Origin of the sequence: Desertivirga xinjiangensis (assembly GCF_024436435.1) — a bacterium.
Lineage (GTDB): Bacteria > Bacteroidota > Bacteroidia > Sphingobacteriales > Sphingobacteriaceae > Desertivirga > Desertivirga xinjiangensis.
In genome coordinates, this window is the sequence record NZ_JAFMZP010000001.1 from 800815 (window position 1) to 822418 (window position 21604).

At 41.0% G+C, this 21604-nt stretch carries 20 protein-coding genes; 10 read left to right on the plus strand and 10 right to left on the minus strand.

Annotation, left to right across the window (positions count from 1 at the left end; translation table 11 throughout):
* Positions 1-29: 29 nt before the first annotated feature.
* The 3 genes from J3P37_RS03355 to J3P37_RS03365 are packed head-to-tail and all read right to left on the minus strand — an operon-like array spanning position 30 to position 3691.
* Positions 30-557 (minus strand): UpxY family transcription antiterminator, encoded by a 528-nt coding sequence (locus J3P37_RS03355; protein ID WP_256009585.1) that lies wholly within the window; start codon positions 555-557, stop codon positions 30-32.
* A 42-nt stretch (positions 558-599) separates the two neighbouring features.
* Positions 600-2999, minus strand: coding sequence for a GumC family protein (locus J3P37_RS03360; RefSeq protein ID WP_256009586.1), 2400 nt, complete (start codon positions 2997-2999; stop codon positions 600-602).
* On the minus strand, positions 2999-3691 hold the full coding sequence (locus tag J3P37_RS03365; RefSeq protein WP_256009587.1) for a polysaccharide biosynthesis/export family protein: 693 nt from the start codon (positions 3689-3691) through the stop codon (positions 2999-3001). Before J3P37_RS03365 ends, J3P37_RS03360 begins: the two co-directional genes overlap by 1 nt.
* Before the next feature lie 166 nt (positions 3692-3857).
* On the opposite strand from J3P37_RS03365, the gene J3P37_RS03370 reads away from it, so the two are divergent.
* The 3 genes from J3P37_RS03370 (at position 3858) to J3P37_RS03380 (ending at position 6673) form a co-directional block, all read left to right on the plus strand.
* On the plus strand, positions 3858-4607 hold the full coding sequence (locus tag J3P37_RS03370) for a glycosyltransferase family 2 protein (protein WP_256009588.1): 750 nt from the start codon (positions 3858-3860) through the stop codon (positions 4605-4607).
* Positions 4608-4650: 43 nt separating this feature from the next.
* Positions 4651-5334, plus strand: coding sequence for a hypothetical protein (locus tag J3P37_RS03375; RefSeq protein ID WP_256009589.1), 684 nt, complete (start codon positions 4651-4653; stop codon positions 5332-5334).
* 907 nt (positions 5335-6241) lie between these two features.
* Positions 6242-6673 (plus strand): hypothetical protein, encoded by a 432-nt coding sequence (locus tag J3P37_RS03380; protein ID WP_256009590.1) that lies wholly within the window; start codon positions 6242-6244, stop codon positions 6671-6673.
* Positions 6674-7027: 354 nt separating this feature from the next.
* Here J3P37_RS03380 and J3P37_RS03385 read toward each other — a convergent pair whose 3' ends face one another.
* The 3 genes from J3P37_RS03385 to J3P37_RS03395 all read right to left on the minus strand — a co-directional run bounded on the left by J3P37_RS03385 (position 7028) and on the right by J3P37_RS03395 (position 11233).
* Positions 7028-7864 (minus strand): RpnC/YadD family protein, encoded by an 837-nt coding sequence (locus tag J3P37_RS03385; RefSeq protein WP_256009591.1) that lies wholly within the window; start codon positions 7862-7864, stop codon positions 7028-7030.
* A gap of 368 nt (positions 7865-8232) precedes the next feature.
* On the minus strand, positions 8233-8988 hold the full coding sequence (locus tag J3P37_RS03390) for an RpnC/YadD family protein (protein ID WP_256009592.1): 756 nt from the start codon (positions 8986-8988) through the stop codon (positions 8233-8235).
* 1033 nt (positions 8989-10021) lie between these two features.
* On the minus strand, positions 10022-11233 hold the full coding sequence (locus J3P37_RS03395) for an AraC family transcriptional regulator (protein WP_256009593.1): 1212 nt from the start codon (positions 11231-11233) through the stop codon (positions 10022-10024).
* A 1089-nt stretch (positions 11234-12322) separates the two neighbouring features.
* Between J3P37_RS03395 and J3P37_RS03400 the strand changes: the two genes are divergently transcribed.
* Positions 12323-12754 carry a hypothetical protein gene (locus J3P37_RS03400; RefSeq protein WP_256009594.1) on the plus strand — a complete coding sequence of 144 codons (432 nt, stop codon included), beginning with the start codon at positions 12323-12325 and terminating at the stop codon, positions 12752-12754.
* 251 nt (positions 12755-13005) lie between these two features.
* On the opposite strand, the gene J3P37_RS03405 is transcribed toward J3P37_RS03400, so the two are convergent.
* On the minus strand, positions 13006-13227 hold the full coding sequence (locus J3P37_RS03405) for a hypothetical protein (RefSeq protein ID WP_256009595.1): 222 nt from the start codon (positions 13225-13227) through the stop codon (positions 13006-13008).
* Positions 13215-13862, minus strand: coding sequence for an RpnC/YadD family protein (locus J3P37_RS03410; RefSeq protein ID WP_256009596.1), 648 nt, complete (start codon positions 13860-13862; stop codon positions 13215-13217). Before J3P37_RS03410 ends, J3P37_RS03405 begins: the two co-directional genes overlap by 13 nt.
* Positions 13863-14243: 381 nt before the next feature.
* Here J3P37_RS03410 and J3P37_RS03415 point away from each other — a divergent pair, with 381 nt between their 5' ends.
* The 5 genes from J3P37_RS03415 to J3P37_RS03435 all read left to right on the plus strand — a co-directional run bounded on the left by J3P37_RS03415 (position 14244) and on the right by J3P37_RS03435 (position 17607).
* Entirely contained in the window at positions 14244-14471 is a 228-nt protein-coding gene (locus J3P37_RS03415; protein WP_256009597.1) for an acyl carrier protein, read from the plus strand.
* Positions 14472-14627: 156 nt separating this feature from the next.
* Entirely contained in the window at positions 14628-15575 is a 948-nt protein-coding gene (locus tag J3P37_RS03420) for a 3-oxoacyl-ACP synthase III family protein (protein WP_256009598.1), read from the plus strand.
* A complete protein-coding gene (locus tag J3P37_RS03425) occupies positions 15565-16320 on the plus strand; it encodes an SDR family NAD(P)-dependent oxidoreductase (protein WP_256009599.1) in 756 nt (251 codons plus the stop codon). The genes J3P37_RS03420 and J3P37_RS03425 overlap by 11 nt, the downstream gene beginning before the upstream one ends.
* Positions 16256-17014, plus strand: a complete 759-nt coding sequence (locus J3P37_RS03430) for a glycosyltransferase (protein ID WP_256009600.1) — start codon at positions 16256-16258, stop codon at positions 17012-17014. The genes J3P37_RS03425 and J3P37_RS03430 overlap by 65 nt, the downstream gene beginning before the upstream one ends.
* The gene (locus tag J3P37_RS03435; protein WP_256009601.1) at positions 17011-17607 is read left to right on the plus strand and encodes a GNAT family N-acetyltransferase; all 597 of its coding nucleotides are present in this window, start codon (positions 17011-17013) and stop codon (positions 17605-17607) included. Before J3P37_RS03430 ends, J3P37_RS03435 begins: the two co-directional genes overlap by 4 nt.
* Here J3P37_RS03435 and J3P37_RS03440 read toward each other — a convergent pair.
* Both J3P37_RS03440 and J3P37_RS03445 read right to left on the minus strand, forming a co-directional pair.
* Positions 17600-18373, minus strand: a complete 774-nt coding sequence (locus tag J3P37_RS03440; RefSeq protein WP_256009602.1) for an aspartyl/asparaginyl beta-hydroxylase domain-containing protein — start codon at positions 18371-18373, stop codon at positions 17600-17602. The genes J3P37_RS03435 and J3P37_RS03440 overlap by 8 nt on opposite strands.
* A gap of 1 nt (position 18374) precedes the next feature.
* A complete protein-coding gene (locus tag J3P37_RS03445) occupies positions 18375-19508 on the minus strand; it encodes an aminotransferase class V-fold PLP-dependent enzyme (protein ID WP_256009603.1) in 1134 nt (377 codons plus the stop codon).
* Between the two features lie 104 nt (positions 19509-19612).
* On the opposite strand from J3P37_RS03445, the gene J3P37_RS03450 reads away from it, so the two are divergent.
* Positions 19613-21511: a tetratricopeptide repeat protein gene (locus tag J3P37_RS03450; RefSeq protein ID WP_256009604.1), complete on the plus strand. Its 1899-nt coding sequence runs from the start codon at positions 19613-19615 to the stop codon at positions 21509-21511.
* The last annotated feature ends 93 nt before the right edge of the window (positions 21512-21604 follow it).

A 21604-nucleotide genomic window follows, 5' to 3' on the forward strand; every position in this document is an offset into this window, starting at 1 on the left:
ATAACTTATTATGAAATGATAAGTAGACTTCAGTCCACTCTATAGGATGCTTTGTCCAAAAACACCGCAGGCACTTGTACTAGTATCGATTGTCCTGTATGATCAATTCGAATCAACAGTCGTTTTTGCGAATAAATATCTAAAAGTTCTCCCTGTAGCCCTTTCAGAATTCCAGCAGTAATTTCAACTAATTCTCCTTTTTCGAAATCTCTGTCAACTAGTTCAAAATCTGCCTCTGAAGCTAATAATAACTTAAGAGTTTCAATTTGCTGTTCTGGGATGCTAGCTATTTTACCAGAGAAATAAATGAAACGACTAATCCCTCTTGTTGACAAGACATCAGCTTGTTCTCTTTCTGATATTTTTACAAATAAATATGATCTTAATACGGGCTCTTCGACCCATTTTCTCCGGTCGCTCCATTGTTTAAGTTGTCTTTGAAGAGGAAGATAGGCCTCGATACCCTTCATCTTTAACAGCTCAAAAGACTTCTTCTCCGAACGTGGATTAGTGTACACAGGATACCATTTAAGATTATTTCCTTTCTCTTGTTTCATATCTTATTATCAGCTGAGGTATCACACTTAATGTGTCTATAACTAACTCTTTTTCCAAAATTTCCACCACGATTTCTTTTTATCGTCTGTGTAATATCCTGAAGAACTATACCCTGAATAATCTGAATAATAATAGTACTGCCCATATGCACCAGAATAGTTACTCTTGTAATATCTGGAATGTAAAGCGTCATCAATAAAGGCGTTTAATACAATGACAACGTTGTTTAAATGGTACTCCATACTTAGACGGTCGGGAATAGCAGCAGCAGATGTTTTTGATGCGCCTGATCGGATGACAAACAAATTGATATCTGAATTTCTAATTAATGGAATAGAGTCAGATACCAGACCCACCGGTGCAGTATCCAACAAAATATAATCATATTCCTCTTTCAACCTTTCTAACAAGCCAATCATGTTACTACTGTGGAGTAGTTCAGAAGGGTTTGGGGGGACAGGACCAGATGGAACGAAGTCAAGTTTTTCCAGACTTGTTTTATAAATTATATGTTCAAATGGTGTCTGTTTAGAAAGAAAACTGCTCAACCCTTTGTTGTTTTCAATATTAAAAGTTCGATGCAGTTTTGACCGTCTTAAATCCGCTCCTATCAAAATAACTTTTTTGTCTATCAATGCGAGGGTACTCGCCAGGTTTACTGAAACAAACGATTTTCCTTCTCCAGCTATTTCAGAAGTAATACATATTACTTTGCTGTCTTTTTCTCCGGCAAGAAAACTTAGATTTGTTCTTACCGACCTAACTGACTCAGCAAATACAGATTTTGGTTTTTGGAGCGAAAGAGCTTGTCTGTTATCTTGATCGATATAACCTGGAAATTGACGAATTACACCAATAATAGGGGTACTAGTTAAACTCTCAACAGTTTCTTTATCATAAATATAGGGATTAAGTAACCGGACCAACAGAACCATGCCCAATCCAACTACCAATCCAAGCAAAATAGCATTTGTGTAAATTTTTGATGGAATAGGTGACACCACAGATGTGCCAACAGCCGCGTTGACAATGACGGCCCCCGGAACAACAGCTGCACGCATAATTTGTGATTCTAGTCGTTTTTCAGAAAGTAAAGAGAAAACCTTCTGATTGATGTCGAAATCAGATTGAAGTTTAGCAAAATCTCGTTCAGCACTAGGAATATTGCTGAGTTCCCGCTCCGCGGAAGCGATCTGACTTTCCACATATTTTTGTGTTCTTTTGTTTCGCTCCCGATACAATCTTATATTGGTTATTATGGCTTTTTTAGTTTCGGCGATCTGTTTGTCTATTATCTGAATAGTTTGAGAATTGGGATTAAATTGGGTAAGTTTCCCCTCCCTTTCAAGAATGTACTTATTAAGCTGACCAACTAGATTCGCAAGTAAGCCCCCCAAAGAGCCTTCTAAATTAAGATTTAAGGCTATTTCATCCTTATTATTTCTTATTTGTTCTTCAAGCTGATTTATCGCAAGTTCTTCAACTTTCAAAGAATTTCGTTGAGTTTGTTGTGTCGTCAATCTCGCGATACTCATTTGGGTACTTGTAGACAGATTGACAATCTTATTAGATCTCTTGTACGCTTCTAAAGCTCCTCCGGTTTCTTGTACCTGATCGTATAGAAATTTGAGCTGTTGTTCTATAAATTCTATTATTTGTGAAGCCGAAGTTCCACGCTCTTTCAAGTCGTAGGCCACGTATTCTTGCATAAGAGCGTTGAGAATATCTGCTGCAAAAACTGGATTATGATCTCTGTAAGTTAATTGCAGAATGTTGGTGCTGTTTGGTGCTTCTTTTAGAAATAGGCCGCTGTTAATTCTGGATAAAAAGTCTTCTCTTGCATTGAATTTAATCATGTAAGAGGCTCCTGGGGCTGCATTACTTTCTTTTACTTTAAATGTAATTCCAAGCAGTTTTATCCGATCTCCGAACGAATATTCTTTTTCAACTAATTTTGCTCCCCGTTTAAAGGAAAGGAGAAATTTCTTCCTGTCAATTTGTGTTAATTCAAAATAGTCTTTGAAAAAGTTTATAGAATCCTGGTGGATTATTTCTATTGGAAATGGTTTTTTAGGATAGGCATCAGTTGTTCTGACTCTTCCCCGTAGGAAATAAGAAACTTTATAATCCAGTCTGCTTACTGCGTTTAAAATTACATCCCTTGATTTAATGACATAAGTTTCAGACTGAACGGTGTTATTATGAGTCGGCTTCAGGGCACCAGCCAGAATTTTGCTATAATCACTTTTTTCCTCAAACTTAAGCGATCCAGAAGTCGTAAAGACTTCGGGAGTATACCATAGATAGAGATATCCAATTCCGCCAGCTAAAATCATGCAACCCGCGATCCAGTACCATCGGCTCCAGAATATCTTTAATATTTTAAAATAATCGATCTTCTGATCGATTAGTTTCTTTTCCTGTAATTCGGAACCGTTCATTATTTGCTAAGGTTATAAATTATCAATGCCAGGTTAACAACTGTCAATGCAGGTTGAATAAAAGAGCGTAGGGTTGATGCACTTTCAGTAGTAGAGTAAAGCTTCCTCGGCTCAGCATAAATGATATCATTGTTTTGCAAGATTAGCTTCTCACTTGCCAAGCTATTTGCATTCTTAAGGTTCACGTAAATTATTTCAGGATTAGCGCGGTCCCCACGAATTATTTTCAATTTTTTAGGGTCTGCGCGCTCTGTCAGGCCACCTGATTCGCCCAAAATGTCAACTAGGGTAGTATTATCTTTCTGCAGTAAATAATTACCCTGAGTGCCAAACTCGCCGAGTACCGTAACTTTTAAGTTAACTACTGAAAGCTCAATGATAGGGTCCTTCAAAAGTTCTTTACTATAGACTTCTTCAATTCTTGCTTTGGCTTCCCTCCGTGTTAAGCCGCCTACCTTAACTTTACCGATAACTGGCAAGTTTACCTGCCCGTCATTTTCAACGAAAAATTGTACAGGATTCACGTTTCCACCGCCCTGGCCGGCCTGGGCACCAAATTCAATATTCTGCAGGTTCCGCAACGCAAGTATATCGTTCGGTTTAATTTTGTAATAAGCATCATCCATTCCATGGTCATTAACCACAAAAACACTTTTCAGGGTGTCGGTGATCCTATCGGTTTTGCTCGTCAAGATTGCATTTTTATATCTCGAAGCACAAGATGATAATAGTATTACAGCAACTAAAATCAGAAATATGTTATCCCTTATTGGATTAAAACTCATTAGTGTAGAAAGTATAACTTATTGCAATATTACTGCAAGTTTTTGATATTTTTGTAAAAAAAAACACAAAATTTTGAAAATATCTATTGTTACCGTCACATTCAATGCCGAGTCATTTCTAAGAGATTGTATTTCTTCTGTGATGCAGCAGTCTTACCCAAACTTAGAGTACATTATTGTAGACGGACGATCGACAGATAATACGATAAACATTATTAAGAGTTACGAACATCAAATAAACAGGTTTCTTTCCGAAAGTGACCAAGGAATGTACGATGCCCTGAATAAAGGAATAAATATGGCGACCGGCGACATTGTGGGCCTGTTAAATGCTGACGATTTCTTTGCGTCTCCAGACGTTGTTTCCTCAATAGCTGAAAAAATTTCAAAAACTGACGCCGATGTCCTTTATGGTGACCTCTGGTACGTTGATCAGCAAAACACCGATAGACCTCTGCGAAAATGGCGCTCGAAGCCGTACAAGCATGGTATGTTTCAATGGGGGTGGATGCCGGCTCATCCTACCTTTTATGCCAAAAGAGAATTGTTTGAAAAGTATGGAAACTACCGTTTAGATCTCGGAAGCGCTTGCGATTATGAGTTGATGATCCGCTTTATGCATAAGTATAAACTGAAGTCTGTATATCTCCCAAAGTTAATGGTGAAAATGAGAGCAGGAGGGATGAGTAACAGCTCTTTGGAGAACAGGAGGAAAGCTAATGAAGCGGATTTAAAAGCAATGAAGATCAATGGAATAAAGTTTCCGAGATTGGCCGCTTTTCTGAAACCAGTTAGAAAGATTCCTCAGTTTTTGGGGATCTGATTTCTTTTACTTTATTTCGTGACGAAAAATAATTTCCAGCGCTTTGAAAATATATCTCCTTATTATTATCGGTTGTTTATTTGCATTAAACGTATCTGGCCAATATAACTATTACCGCCTTAGTGCAGGGGTGGGTTTGGGTGTTAACACAGCTTTTACTGATTTAGAAAAGACACGTTACAACCAATCTATCATTGGTAACCTTGATTACAATCTGACTCCCTTTGTTTCTGCGGGATTGGAGGTTCAAAAAGGAACGCTTAGTGGCGGAGACAAGGAGCTTGATCCTCATGGGCGGTTCTTCAAGAACAGTTATATGGCATTCACGGTAAATGGAAAGGCTCAGTTAGGCCAGTTTGTAGACTTCGAGAGCAGTAATTTTTTATACGCAGTTCGCGGGCTATATGTTGGAACCGGTGTGGGTATCATTCAAAATAAGATGACCGATAATGTCCGTCAAAGAGCAGATGGTCATATCTTCACTGGAGATGATAAGAGCAGTAATATAGCGATTCCTATCAATACAGGTATTAATTTTAATATCTTGGATCGTTGGGGTTATACCCGATATATCCTTAATTTGAACTACCAGATGAATGTTACCATAGGAGAGGGATTGGATGGATATAATGACTCTGCAGCCAAATTTAAAAACCAATATCCTGACTTCTACAGTGTATTTTCTGCCGGAATAAAGATCTGCTTCGGGCCTGAAGGCTTGTATTAAATCTCTCATTAATCAATTAAAACTTCTTAAAGCAGGTGATTTTCCTTCGGGAATGGTAACCCTCTGTTCGATAACTATAGCGGAAGTCTAGGGGAAAGATTCGGGAAAGGTTATCCCTTGGTAGCGGATGGCTTCGAGGTTTCTTCGGGAAGTCTTCGGGAAAACATACCCTTTCTTCGGGAAGTGTTCGGGAAGGCTTCGGAAAAAAGCGAAGCCGCTTCGGGAAACCTTCGGAAACTGCCGAACACGGAGGCTTGCTTTTCCGAATGCCTGGCAGGCCTGATAATATTTCTTTGCGAACCTTTTAAGAACAGAACAGATCAATCTGGCGGCAAAGGGGGCTTGATTATTGGAAGACGAAAATAAGCTCAATTATTTTCGATGATTGCAGACATCATGTCAAGTAATATAAGTAAGATTTTTTGTGTTGTCAACTCTACTGTCAAGCCTATTTAGTAAACTTATTCGTTTGTGTAAAGCTTAGGTTGTGAAAAAATAGCTTAAAACACGTTTAGGTTGCCCTTGCAGCGCTTGATGTGCTATAAATGATGTCTTATGTAGGAAGTGAAAAATATCGCCTTTACGGGCTTTATTTTGCGTCATAATTATTTTTCAGAATGTCTCTGATTTTTCTCATCTTTACAGTGCGTCACATGCTGGATGAGAATCCAGTCTATTTTTTTATTAATGATATACCCAGGCAAGCAGGTGTAAGTCCTCGCACTCTTCCGGACATCCGGCGTGTGACGCGGTGACCTGGGTTTTTATTTTGTTTTTCAATGCGTCACACGAAAAATGAATCAGCAGGGGCACCAGGTGCTTCCTGCTGCCGGCCTGTTTCCCCATGCAGGCTCAATGAACCCATGGATCTATTTGTCAGCCTTCAGGAAGGAAAGGAGCACCGGCAATGAAAAAGCACAAAAATCGCTTCAAGCAGTATGAGGAAATCAGTGACGAGTTCTCTTCTGAGTGGAGGAAGCTGGATCTCCTGGTTCCTTCTAACCTTAAAATGCTTTGTCGTCTGTTGGATCTGAAGCTCGAAACGCTGCTTAAAGACTTTATGTGGCGGCTTAGCTATATGGTAGCAAGCGGTACGGATGAACAGTGCCAGGCAGCCAGGGATTATTTTCTTTCCTGCGGCTATGGGAAGAATTTCTATTCGGAAAAACAGCTGCAGCAGATCTTCCGCGAACTGGATGCTAAAAAGCAATTCTGGCCGGATGTGGATGATGAGGTGATCACTCCTGTGCAGGAGGAATTGCATTACCTCTGGAGCCACATGCATATGGAGTATTGGCTTGAGAAGTGGAAGGGGAGGAAGGGGAAGTTTGAGTTGTAAGTTTTAGGTTTTAAGTGGTAGGTTTAGGGCATGGCGCTTAGCCGGTGTGGGGTGTTAATGATGGGCTGTTAATGATATAGTCGCTGCCTGGAGGTAGTGGCTATGTCTTTGTGGGGTTTAATGCATCATGCGTTAGCACGCGCATTATGTCGCGACTGTTGGCGACTGTCCTTAGGTGTGCCGAGAGAAGCGACGAATTCTGTCCTTAGAGTTCGCAAGGCGGCTCTAAGGATTCAAAAATAAAAAGGAGTCTCCGACTCCTGACAAATTGTTTCTTCGTCATCCTGAACTTGTTTCAGGACCTCTTGCTTAAGCTGGTGGTAAGGTGCTTGTGTGCCAACAACCCAAATATGCTTATAGACCTTCTATTTCTTCCTTGGACAGGCCGGTCGCTTTTGCAATATCTTCAACAGAGACGTCTATCTTCTTAAGCTGACGGGCTATATTACGCTTCTCTTCATGCATTTTGGCCTCCGCTTTAGCACGCTCTTTTTCTGCACCTTTCTTATAAAGGAAATCCTCTTCTTCCTTAAAAAATAGACTTACTGATTGCATAACCTTTTCGAATTGTGGTTGTATACTGCTACGTAACTTTACAAAGATACGTAATTGGTTGAAATATCGGCTCTCTGTCAAGTCACCTTTGGTATGTTCTTGTATTCCCGTTACTACCTCTTTTACAATGGAGTAGGGGTCTTTGTTTTTGAGATCGGCCAGCAGGGCCAGCATCTTCACTTCCGGATTGACTGAGTTCAGAAACAAGCGGTAGTTCATCTCCGAGATCATCAAAAGCGGGTAACTATATTTAAGACAATCGTCATTGATGCTGGTAGCCATCTGTGGTCGTTCTTCGCCAAGAAAGATCACATACTGCTTCACCGGGAGCTTGTACCGCCGCATGAGCATGGCTCTATATTCAAGCATCCGGTAAATCATCTCATAGTCGTTCACCAACTGGAATTCGATGTGAAGCACAAAGGTTTCACCGCTGCTAGTGGTGATTTTCTTAAGACCATCAGGTTTTCGCTCTTTGGTGTGCTGAATATCGTCGGGAAGCTCTTCACTGGAAGCTACATCGATACCCAACACCTCCTGGATAATGATGGGAAGTGTTACTTCAAGGTTTTCGCGAAAGATCTTATCATATTGACCAGATTGTCGTCCCGGCTTTTTAAGATCACTATCAGACATGATGGGTTTATTGATTTTATAAATACAATATTAATACCCATTCCCTCTGAAGAAAATGATCTTGGTTACCTTTTCATCGCAAACTTTGTGTTGAAATAGGGAATAGTGCTTTCGTGCGGCTATGGGAAGAATTTCTATTCGGAAAAGCAGCTGCTGCAGATCTTCCGCGAGCTGGAATCTCGGACTCCTGACAAACTTATTTCTTCGTCATCCTGAACTTGTTTCAGGACCTCTTGCTCAAGCTGGTGGTAAGGGGCATGGGTGCCAACAACCCAAATATGCTTATAGGCCTTCTATTTCTTCCTTGGAGAGGCCGGTGGCTTTTGCAATATTTTCAACAGAGACGCCTATCTTCTTAAACTGACGGGCTATATTACGCTTCTCTTCATGCAATTTGGCCTCCGCTTTAGCACGCTCTTCACGCATTTTGGCTTCCGCTTTAGCACGCTCTTTTCTGCACCTTTCTTGTAAAGGAAATCCTCTTCTTCCTTAAAAAATAGACTTACTGATTGCATAACCTTTTCGAATTGTGGTTGTATACTGCTACGTAACTTTACAAAGATACGTAATTGGTTGAAATGTCGGCTCTCTGTCAAGTCACCTTTGCTATGTTCCTGTATTCCCGTTACTGCCTCTTTTACAATGGAGTAAGGGTCTTTGTTTTTGAGATCGGCCAACAATGCCAGCATCTTCACTTCCGGATTGTCTGAGTTCAGAAACAACCGGTAGTTCATCTCCGAGATCATAAAAAGCGGGTAACTGTACTGAAGACGCTCGTCATTGATGCTGGTAGCCATGGGAGGTAGTTCTTCGCCAAGAAAGATCACATACTGCTTCACCGGGAGCTTGTACCGCCGCATGAGCATGGCTCTATATTCAAGCATCCAGTAAATCATCTCATTGTCGTTTATTAACTGGAATTCGATGTGAAGCACAAAGGTTTCACCGCTGCTAGTGGTGATTTTCTTAAGACCATCAGGTTTTCGCTCTTTGGTGTGCTGAATATCGTCGGGAAGCTCTTCACTGGAATCTACATCGATACCCAACACCTCCTGGATAATAATGGGAAGTGTTACTTCGAGGTTCTCCCTAATGATCTTATCAATGTAGTTTCTACAGCTCAATTTCTTTCACCTTTCAATAGTGATAGACCATTCACCGCATATTTTGAGATACCTGGAACTGTTCAGTTAATTTTACCAGCAAGGGAAGGGTAAAGACCTGGTTGAGAACCCTGAATTAAAATTAAACCTCAATTGAAATCATTTTGAAATGAAAAAACCATCGTTTCCATTTCCTGCCCCACTGTATTTATTGCCCTATGCCTGGCTTCTGAAAAACTTAATGGCCCTGCTTCTATCCTTTATACACTCGCTTTTGTAATCTTCGTTGGAAGCTGTATTTACCTGAGAAATAAATTGAAAACAGTTTCTGGAAATAGCCTGGAAGTGTCAGGCTACGGGCGACGCTATAAAATGCTCTTAGCCTAAGTCCGGGCTATCTATTGAGCACAGCGTGTGCGGACGAGGATAAATCTGACAGGGAGGAGCAGCTAAAAGGACAGCTTAAAACTTTATTCTTTAGTCGAAATACTATCACTATTCAATTTTGAAACCTCGAAAATAATGTCCTCATGCCAATTTCTGCCACTTTTCGATAGTGATAGACCATTTCATCCCAGATTTTTAAATGCATTAATGTGTTGGGATAATTTTGCACAACAAGGGGAGGTAATTTACCATATTGAGAATTCCTTTAAAAAAAAATTAAACTTAACTAACATCATTTGACATGACAAATTTTATTGTTTTCATTTCCTGTCCAATTGCATTTATTTCACTGTGCCTGGCGGCCGAAGAACATCAGGACCATGCTTCCATTCTTTACGCAGTCGCATTCGCAACTTTTATAGGATGTGGTATTTACCTGAGAAATAAATTAGATGAAAATTTCTGGAATTAAAAAGTAAAAAAATATCTACCTGGCTACTGAGCTGTTGAGATTAGGATCAATGCTCGGTAGCCTTTCTTATTTTAAGATTGACTTTGGTGACTTAGCCTGGCGATTAATTGATAACCACAGATCACCACAGCTAGGTTTCTCGGTTTGATAAAATCGTAGTTTTCTTTCGCAAAGAAATACTTAAACTCCAGAACCTCAGGTTTCAACCTTACTTCTCTGCAAATAATTCAAAGGCATCATCCCCGTTTCTTTTTTAAAGGCCCTGTAAAAGGTGGTGATGCTATTAAACCCTGATTCGTACGCTATTCCATCGATTGTCATGGTCTCTGCTTTATCCCGATAGCTCTGAATAAAATATTCTACTCTATAGCCATTCACCCAATCCCTGAAGTTCTTGCCCATCACATTATTGATGATGAAAGAGCAGTGGTGAGCGGGAATATCTAGATGGTGAGCCAAATGTATGATTTGAAACTTGCTATTTAAAAACGGCTTATTTTCTTCCATATGGCTGTTCATATCTTCGATATAAACAGCTGCCTGTTCCGAAGTAAGGTTTAGCTTTTTAACTGTAGCAGGCTGTTGCGAACCTTCCGGCTCTTCAAGCGCAGTATCTTGTGTTTCAAAGGATCTTGCATGGGGTATCTTATTACCCGAAACTATGAGGTATCCATACATGATGCGGGGATGGTGAATCATAAAGACTACCAGTGCAAAAAATACCAGGCAATTAAGTACTATGGCTATATGTATGGTATTACTAGACTGAATAGCATGAGGGTTTTTTAGAAACAGCAAAGGAGATATGCTAATGAGTTGGGAAAGGCTTGCGGGAATGAGGCAGGTTAACAGCCATTTTTTCTCAATGCTGTTCTTTTTATGCAGAATGCCTGATTTGAACAGATCCCGCCACGCAAAAAACAAATAAACTATAAAGAGGGAATGGAATGCAAAGTAGTAATACTGAGCAGGAAAAAAACCATTTTGTATCGTGCTGAAAAACTGCCTGTTCTTCATAATATGAGCAGCCACGTCAACCAGGTCGATATTTGAGAAAAACCAGGTGTACAAGTTGTCGATTACAGCAAGAACGGGAATAATGAAGTGTACCAGGTCCTTTTTTCTAATTCGACTCAGGTCATTTATAAAGTAATGGATATAAAGATAAAAACAGGCTGGCACTGCGAAGGAAAGGGTCACAGCAAACTTTAGGAAATATGGGAAATTGATCAGTTGCTGGCTATTTATTAGAAGGAAGCCTGTGTTCAGTGCTACTCGTGCCAGTATTGGGATGATCAGTAAGCGGTTCAATACCCTGTTACCTGTTTCAGCAAAGAACAAATGAATACAAAACAGTAAAAATAACAGGGTTCCGGTACCTGTGGTTAAGTCTAATAGTAATCCCATGAAATTATCTTACAAGGATATGGTTACTGATCTTTGTGATCGAAAACTCTATCTTAAATTCGATTTTTTGAATCCTCATCAATAATTACCCCTTTTGAGAAGTAATGCTCTGCAAAGTCGCCATTTTTTGAGTACTAAACTAGTTATTGGGTAACAATTTTGTAATTGCGAGTAAGTAAAATTACTCCCCGCCTGAGGCTCAGGTGTATTGCACTTTCTGGAAAGCTTTCGGCGTAGAAGACAAGAAATAGCATTCCGTGCCAATTTTTTCTATCACGTTTCGATAGTGATAGACCATTGCCTGACGTATTTAAGAATGGATGAAGATTTGGGATACTTTTGCCACCCAGGAGGAGGTAATAGACCTAATCGACTTAATTGATTTAATTGACCAGGCGAGAGATCACTCCAAACCAAATTTAAACGCAAATTAACATCATTTTGACATGAGGAATTTTATCGTTTTCATTTTCTGCCCCATTGTGTTCATAGCCCTATGCCTAGCTGCTGAAAAACATAACAGCCCTATTTCTATCATTGGAGGTGGTATTTATTTTAGAAAACATTTGAATAACAACTTCTGGAATTAAGAGTAACGTATCCGGCTACTGGGCGATGCTGCCAATACTCAGTAGCCTTCAAAGAATATCTTTGAGTACTACATTATTGATGATGAAGGAGCAGTGATGAGCCGGTATATATTGAGGTGTGCGCCAGGTGTAAGATCTGAATTTTCTCATCAATCTTTAGAAGTGTAGCTCTATAATTTGTCATTTTTCAGGTATTAACCTGGTGAATTCGTGTGATTTTTCCCATCTTTACGGTGCGTCAACGGTTGGAGCAATCCAATCAAATTTTCTTATTGATAATAAAGCTCAGGCAATCCGGTGTAAGTCCGGCCTCTATTCGGTTCTCCGACTGTTGACGCGGTGACCTGAGCATATATTTTATTTTTCTAAAAATGCGTCAACAGAAAAATGAATCAGCAGTGGCACAAGGTGTTCCCTGCTGCCAGCCTGTTCCGCAATGCAGGCTCGAAGAATCTCTTAGTCTATTTGTTCGGCTTCAAACTGGAAAGGAGCACCGGCAATGAAAAAGCACAAAAATCGCTTTAAGCAGTATGAGGAAATTAGCGATGAGTTCTCCTCTGAATGGAGGAAGCTGGATCTTTTGGTTCCGTCTAATCTGAAAATGCTGGACAGTCTGCTCGACCTAAAGCTCGAAACGCTGCTCAAAGACTTTATGTGGCGGCTTAGCTATATGGTGGCAAGCGGTACCGATGAACAGTGCGAAGCTGCCAGGGATTACTTTCTCGCCTGCGGCTATGGTAAGGATCTATACTCTGAAGCGCAGCTGCTGCAGATCTTCCGCGAACTGGATGCTAAGAAGCAATTCTGGCCGGATGTAGATGATGAGGTGATCACTCCTGTGCAGGAGGAATTGCATTACCTATGGAGCCACATGCATATGGAGTATTGGTTTGCGAAATGGAAGGGGAGGAGGGGACGTTCTAAGTTTTAATTGGTAAGTTTCAAGTTAAGAGTAAGGAGCTTACTCTTTCTGGGATGTTAATGATATAGCCGCTGCCTGGAGGTAGTGGCTATGTTGGTCGCCTGTCTTTAGAGTTCGCGTCAGCGGCTCCTAAGGATTCAGAAATAAAAAAGCAGTCTCCGACTCCTGACAGACTTGTTTCTTCATCATCCTGAACTTGTTTCAGGACCTCTTGCTCAAGCTGGTGGTAAGGGGCATGGGTGCCAACAACCCAAATATGCTTATAGGCCTTCTATTTCTTCCGGGGACAGGCCGGTCGCTTTTGCAATATCTTCAACAGAGACGCCTATCTTCTTAAACTGACGGGCTATATTACGCTTTTCTTCCGCTGCTTTAGCGCGCTCTTCACGCATTCTAGCTTCTGCTTTAGCACGCTCTTTTTCTGCACCTTTTTTGTAGAGGAAATCCTCTTCTTCCTTAAAAAATAGACTTACTGATTGCATAACCTTTTCAAATTGTGGTTGTATCTGCTGCGTAACTTTACAAAGATACGTAATTGGTTGAAATATCTACTCCCGGTCAAATCGCCTTTGGTATGTTGTTGTATTCCTGTTACTACCTCTTTTACAATAGAATAAGGGTCTTTGTTTGTGAGGTCAGCCAGTAAGGCGAGCATCTTCACTTCCGGATTGTCTGAGTTCAGAAACAGCCGGTAGTTCATCTCCGAGATCATCAAAAGCGGGTAACTATATTGAAGAAGATCGTCATTGATGTGAGTAACCATTGGCGGTAGTTGTTCGCCAAGAAAGATCACATACTGCTTCACCGGGAGCTTGTACAGCCGCATCAGCATGGCTCTATATTCAAGCATCCGGTAAATCATCTCATTGTCGTTTATTAACTGGAATTCGATGTGAAGCACAAAGGTTTCACCGCTGCTAGTGGTGATTTTCTTAAGACCATCAGGTCTTCTTTCTTTGGTGTGCTGAATATCGTCGGGGAGCTCTTCAATAGAGGATACTTCAATACCTAACACCTCCTTGATAATAATTGGAAGTGTTACTTCGAGGTTCTCCCTAATGATCTTATCATATTGACCTGATTGCCGTCCCGGCTTTTTACGATCACTATCAGACATTCTGGGTTATTGATTTTGTATATACAATATTAAAACGAGTGCCTTCTGAAGAAAATGATCTTGGTTACCTTTTCATCTAAATCTTTCGTGTTGATGCCTGTAACATAAGTTTAAAGTAGAAGATTTAAGTTGAGCGCAGGAACTTAGCTGGGGCTGGCATGTCGCTGTTTTAGCACACGCGGCACGGTGCTAGCGAGGGCTGAATATCGTTGAGGGAAGTTATTCCCTGGAGGTACTTCAATCGCCAACACGTCACGGATAATCATGGGAAGTGTTACTTCAAAACAAATTAGCTGGCTGAAGTTTTTGCGTTTTCGTTGAATGAGCCGTTAAAACCGAAATGTATCCAACTCTATTTCTTATATTCGTTTTTTTATTTTTATGGAGAAAATTAGTATACAGGACTTTATAGCAAAACTGCAGGATGCATTTGAGAACATGGAAGATGTGGATATTAAGCCCGAAACTAATTTCAGAGATCTGGAAAACTGGACATCACTAAATGCAATGATCATTGTTGCTATGTTTGAGTCAGAACTGGACACCTCCATTACATTCAGCCAGCTTAGAGAATGTGAAACCGTTGCCGACTTATATAATTTGATATAAGCTAATATGATTTAATATAGTTTGATATAACCTCCTGTCAATATGCCGTTCTTTACTATTCCAAATGTAACATTAAAAGGGGTGTCGGCTTGTGTACCAAGCCATATAGAGCACAATAGGGATTTCTTGCATTTAGAGGAAAAAGAACTCGCCTTTATGTTAAAAACGATTGGTGTGGATAGTAAAAGAAAGGTGCAAGCTTCTGTCACTTGTTCTGATCTATGCTATCAGAGTGCTGAAGCCTTGCTTAAGGCCATGGAATGGGCCCCTGAAGAAATAGAAATTCTAATTTACGTATCACAAACCAGGGACTTTTTATTGCCTTGTACCGCAATCGTATTACAAGATCGATTAAAACTTCCAAAATCTTGCATCGCCTTTGATGTTCCCCTTGGTTGTTCTGGTTATCCCTATGGGATATCGGTGATCGCAGGTATGATGTCTGCAGCTAAAATTAAAAAAGGACTGCTGCTCTGTGGTGACACCAGTACACTTACGGTAAGCCCTGAAGATAAGAAGACGTTTCCGCTTTTTGGTGATGCAGGTTCAGCCACAGCCCTGGAGTATGTGGAAGATAGTGGCGAAATAGTCTTTAGTACCGGGAGTGACGGAAGCGGATATGATGCTATTATGGTTCCGGGCGGCGGTTCAAAAGAGCCTCTTGAAGATGGAACGCATGAGATCGAGAAAAAACGATTGGGTTACCGTAAAGGCCGGACTCACCTGCACATGGATGGTTCCAGGGTTTTTGAGTTTTCAATAAACACGGTGCCTGAGAGTATAAACGAGCTTTTTTCGCGTACAGGTCATTCTCCCGAAACCATAGACTTTTTCCTCATGCATCAGGCAAACTTAATCATGAACGAAACCATACGGAAAAAATTAAAGTTTCCGCTTGAAAAAGTTCCGTATTCTCTGAAGAATTTTGGAAACACGAGCTCGGCATCGATTCCGCTCACTATGGTGAGCCAGATAAAGGATGAGCTTAGCAGTCAGGAACGCTCCCTCCTAATGAGTGGTTTCGGTGTAGGCCTTTCCTGGGCCTCTCTTATTCTGAAAACTGATAGTATTTTCATTCACGACCTGATAGAGTATGACGGCTAGTTCTGCGTTTTCCTTAAAAGGGAAAAATATTCTTATCACCGGAGCTTCTTCGGGCATTGGAAAAGCTACCGCTTTAAAGTGTGCTGAATATGGAGCCAGCCTGATCCTCGTTGGCAGGAATGCTCAGAAACTGGAAATGGTACTTGAGAAACTTGCCGGGCAAGGGCATCAGAAACTTCAGGCAGATCTATCAGATCCAACACAGATTGTAAGGCTTGTTGAACAGTGCAGCCCGGTGGATGGGATAGTTCATTGTGCCGGCATAGTAGAGCCTTATCCTCTTCAATATTTTAGCAGGCAAAAAGTGGATGCTACTTTCTCTCTCAATTTTTATGCGCCGGTTCAGCTTACATCTTTACTGCTCAAAAATAAGAAGATAAAAAAAGCAGGCTCTATTGTTTTTATATCTTCAATAGCCAGCCAGAACCCGTTTATTGGCGGCAGTACTTATTCGGCCTCTAAAGCGGCTCTTGAGGCATTTGCCAGGACTGTTGCCATAGAGAGTGCGGGAAAACTGATACGCGCCAACTGCTTGTCGCCGGCTTTGGTAAAAACACCTATTTTTGATGAGATGTCAGAAAATGTTGCTGCAGATACGGTGGATGATCACGTGAAACGATATCCATTGGGGTTAGGGGAGCCTGATGATGTTGCGCATGCGGCGATCTTCCTTCTTTCCGATGCTTCGAAATGGATTACAGGGGTCACTATTCGAATGGATGGAGGATTGCTGGTTGGCAGCTGATCTGGACATAAAATATTCCGTGCTTGTTGCGGTCTATAATTCCGAAAGAAGCCTCAGGGAACTTACTGCAAACCTTATTGATACACTTTATCCATTCTCTTACGAGATTATTTTGGTGGATGATGCCAGCACTGATCACAGCTTCACAGAGATATTGCGCTTATGTACTGAAAACCCCTCTTTGCACTACTATCGTCATGACACGAATAAAGGGCAATCGGCTGCTTTATTGACGGGCCTTCGTCATTCAAAGGGTGAATATATTGTCACCATAGACGATGATCTTCAATATGATCCGGCTGATATCAAAAGACTGATTGCAGAGGAAGCGTCAACATCTGCGGATATCGTATACGGTATAACAAATTCCAGGAAAGGGAGCTGGCCAAGAAAAGTTTCTTCAGCTTTGGTTAAAAGAATACTTTCTCCGATATTTAAGGTTCCGGCCAAAGGCTCATCTTTCCGGCTGATCCGGAGAACTGTATTTTCCCTGATTCCTATTGCTGAACTTCAAAATAGTATCCTGCCTGAGGCTTTGTTTGCCAGGCTTGACCTGAAAATTGCCTATGCGGAAGTAAGCCATCGTGAAAGAAAGTATGGACGTTCAGGGTATTCATTTTTTAAGCTGGCAGAACTAACTTTAAATTCAATTAGAGTTTATTTAAGGTACTTAGGAAAGAATAATGCGCGATGAAGATCATTCGGGGAGAGATAGCACTAACAAGAGTTACCATAGAGGAGATTGAAATGATTCGGAACTGGAGAAACTCTGAAGATATTCGCCAGTATATGGTTTTCAGGGATCATATATCAGCTGAGATGCAGCGGGAGTGGTTTGAAAAAATAAATACTCCTGAAAATCTTTATTTCCTGATTATGGATAAAGGAACTCCCATCGGGTTAATATACGGAGCTGATATAAACTGGGCACAGAGAGCCGTCGGTAATGCAGGTATTTTTATTGCTGATAAAGAGCACAGGGAAGATACATATGCAATGACGGCTTCCATCCTGCTGAATGATTTTGCGTTTAGTATCGGTTTGCAAAGCATTTACATTAAAGTGCTCGTTTCAAATCCCCGGGCAGTAGCTTATAACAAGCTAATGGGCTACAAACTGATAGGGAAAGAAGCCGGAGTCAATATTTACAAACTGGATGAACGTTCTTACAGTAAGTTCAAAAAGAAGATCCAGGGACTTAAAATTTCTCCATTTGATCTCTTAGACCCTATGCAGGTGATTTACGACAAAGGGGAGATGAGATTTCCTCCAGCCGGAGTCACTTAGCTATCATCCTTGCCACTATATTTCTTACCGGAAGAATTACAGACAACGCTGCTAACATAGCGTACGCCATCATTCGTCTGAACCAGAGCGGTACCGCCACAGGCTTGGCCTCTGGTTTATGGTTATGGATAAGCAGCATTGCAGCTAATTTCTGTAGTGCTAGTGAGGCGATCACCTGTTTACAGATATATGACTGCTTTTTCCGGAACTCTGGCCTGATGACGTCGATCATCATGATCACCCGGCTTTTTTCCGTCTCATTCCATGCCTCATGTTCAAAAGCATCCAGGAATGCCAGGAATTTTTTTTCTTCCCATGGCCGCTTTACATCTTTTACTCTAAAACCACAGCGGGGAAGCCCTTCAGGAATGTCAACGCCTAAATGAACCCGGTAAATGCCATTTGTATCACCTACATGCGGCAGTATCCTGCTGAAGGGTTCAAGTTTGCTGTACGACAAGGCTATAACTTCGGGGTTCTGACTTAACCATTTATAAGTAAATGGAAAAGAAGACCTGTGTTTATAGACTATAATATTCCAGAATTTAAGTCCCAGCGTTTTCCATGTATCTTTTTTGTTAACCATGGATTGATGAAAGTAGGGCACCATGCCATGCGCAGCCAGGTAGTCTGAAAACTCTTTTTTGATGGGCTCGTAATTTGCAAGTAAACTTTGTGCCCAGCTTTCTCCTTCCACCTCTGCAAAACTTTCTTCATTTCCTGCATAAGCATCTTTGGCAGTAACGCTAAACCATAACTTTGACATACTATTGATTGTAAAATGTTCTGATACTGAGGCAAATCTGGTCTGTCTCATTCTCGCCAAGACCAGGATAAAGCGGAAGCCTCAGGAGTCTGTCGGAAAATTTATCTGCTTGCGGTAAATATACGCTTCCGAAATGTTTCCGGTAATAGTCGCTTTTATGTAAACCAGTATAATGGAAAGCAGCACTAATGTTTCGATTTTTTAGGAATGCAATTAGCTGTTGTCTTTCCTGTTTGTTTGTAGTAAGTATATAAAATATATAAAAATTAGAGTCAGGAAAGGCTTGTATGGGAAATTTTAAAGATGTTCTGCAAAGCTCTTCCAGTTGACCATAGTATCTAAACCATATTTTTTTTCGCTCTGCTTGTATGATATCTGCTTCTTTGAACTGGCTTTGAAGAAGCGCATGATTCAGTTCAGACAAATTGAATTCGGCCCCAAGGCTTGTCCAGTTATACTCTGTGGTCAAACCTTTGTCCAGTTGCCACTTATTGGTGCCGTGCGATACCACCGATTTCAGCTCATCAAGCAGTGCTGGATTATTAATCAGCAACATCCCGCCCTGACCACATGATACGGATTTGCTTTCATGAAAGGAGAAGGCGGCCACATCGCCAATGCTTCCCAAATGTTTTCTTTCATGCATAGAGTCAAACGAATGAGCGGCATCCTCTATCAAAAAAATGCCTGCCTCTTTTGCCAGCCTTGCTGCCTCTTCTATTCCTTCTGCCTGCCCTCCGTAAGACATAAAGATAATTGCCCTGGTCTTATCATTTATCAGGGTTCTTGCATGCCTGGCATCGAGGTTAGGATGATGCGCCAGGCTGTCAGCCAGTTTTATCCCAATACCCCTGTTAGCAAAAACGTTTGCTACGGACGGGAAGGTGTAGGATGGAACGATAACTTCGTCGCCTGCCTGAAGCTTCAGCAGCAAAGAAGCCAGGTTTAAGGCATCGGTACAAGAGGAGGTAAATACAACTTCCTGCGACTTGTAAGTTCTTTTTATTAGTTGCTGATTTAAAGTGTGGTATTTTCCCTTGAAAAGCGAATTATTGGGTTTAAGAGCATCCTGCATCATTTGCAAAGCCTCTTGCGGAAGGTATGGTTTGTGAAATAGGATCTCGTTTGAATGCATACATGAAAATTTAAATATAGAAATTTTTCAATACTATTGTTCTCCTTTATAAATACGGGAATACTCAGATGCTGAATATTAGGTTTTTGACAGAAAAGTCATCTATGATGCTACTGTTACTCATTGGTTTCCTCGTGTATGCGAATACCCTGAGTAATGGCTTCAATTTAGACGATACGTATTATACTGCCGGCAATGCTCTGACAGCCGACGGGTTTTCGTCTATCTCGCGGATCTTTTCTGAACCTACATTTTATAATGGTGTTGATGCCGGTTTTGATTACCGCCCGGTAGCAGCAGCAAGTTTCGCCATACAACACGGGATATTTGGTGACATGCCTTTTGTAAGCCATTTTATCAACCTTGTTATTTATCTTCTGACAGTCATTATATTATTCAAACTGCTGTTAAAGTGGTATGCTGGCAAGAACCGGATCACAATATGTTTTTTGATATGCCTGTTGTTTTTACTCCATCCGCTCCATACAGAAATAGTGGCAAGTATTAAATCGAGGGATGAACTGCTTTCACTTCTGTTTTGTTTGATTAGTCTTTATCTGGCATTTAAATACCTCGAAAATGGTAAATTTTACCTGCTGCCTGTAGCACTGACCTTTTTTGCCATGGGACTGTTGGCAAAATACACATTATTACCTTTTTTGCTTATATATCCCGTTTGCCTTTATTTTTTCGGCGACTTATCTTTTAAAAAGAGCGCAGTGGTTTTCGTGATGCTTTTTACGGTGGCTATTTGTTGCCATTTGTTAAAAGCTTCGGTGCTGCCTTCTTTCGAACGGGACTTCTCAATTACTGAGAATGCACTGGTTGGCGATCAATATTCGCTGTTTCACCGGATAGCTACATCTTCTTACGTTATGGGTCGGTATCTGCTGCTTCATATTTTTCCCAAAGATCTTGTTTTTTATTATGGGGCTAACTATGTGAGGGTAGTGACCTTCACTAATGCATTGGCTGTTTTTTCCTTATTGTTTCATTTTTTCCTGCTAGGCTATTGCTTAAAGAACTTACGGCAAAGGTCATTGCTGGTTTTTGGGATCATTTTGTATGGTGTTTTTATGCTGGTGTTCTCTAACCTCATAGAACTGGCCCCGGGAATGATGGCTGAACGTTTTACCTATGTATCGTCCTTAGGTTTTTCTATTGTTTTCGTCCTACTGATTGCGACGTTTTATGAGAAACTGCGTTTACTTTTAAGGATAAACCCCTTGTTTGTCATACTGCTCTTCGCTGCAGCTTATGCGGTACGTACCTTTGCCCGGAACGAGGACTGGAAGAACAAAGATACTTTGTATGCTCATGACGTTCAGGTAGCTGATAATTCAGCCATGGTAAACTTTTTATATGGCGACTGGCTGCTTGCCAGTGCACTGGAGGAAAAGAAAAAGCTTCAGGAACCCGGGAATTCCTGGCTACAGCCGCAAATTGACGAGCGCCTGAAGAAAGCCCAACTCCATTTTGAAAAGACACTGGAGATTAATCCGAAAGACAGCCTGGCTTTACTGAACAAGGCAAATTGTTTAATTCAGCTGGCTTCTTTTGCACAGGCAGAACAAGTGTTAAAAAGATCTCTGGAAGTCTACCCGGATTTTATAGAAGCAAGATTTACGCTTGCCTTAAGCCAGAAATATCAGAATAGAAATGCCGATGCCGCCCGGAACCTTCAATTAGTGCTTAAAACGAATCCTAATAATGTGATCGCTATAGAACAGTTGAACCGGTCGCAATTAGCTATTGGGGATACTGTGTCCGCTCTTAAGACTTTAAAAGAGGGAATAGCTGCTAACCCAAATTCTCCTGTACCGTTAGCGGAATTTGCCAATTACTACCTGCAGGTAAAAGATACGGTCACCGCTGTGGTTTATGCTGAAAAAGCAGCTGCCTTACCTCCTCCAAACCGGGGAATATTCCTTTTCCTCGCCAGGTATTTTGAAAGTAAAGGAGTTGCTTCGAAAGCTGCATTTTATTACGCTAAGCTCCAATAAATCAAAATTCTGTATAAAAAATACCTACTTTCAGGTATATATCCTCTTGACATAATGATGCACCTTTGTAAAAGGTATGCTGGGTTGCACGAC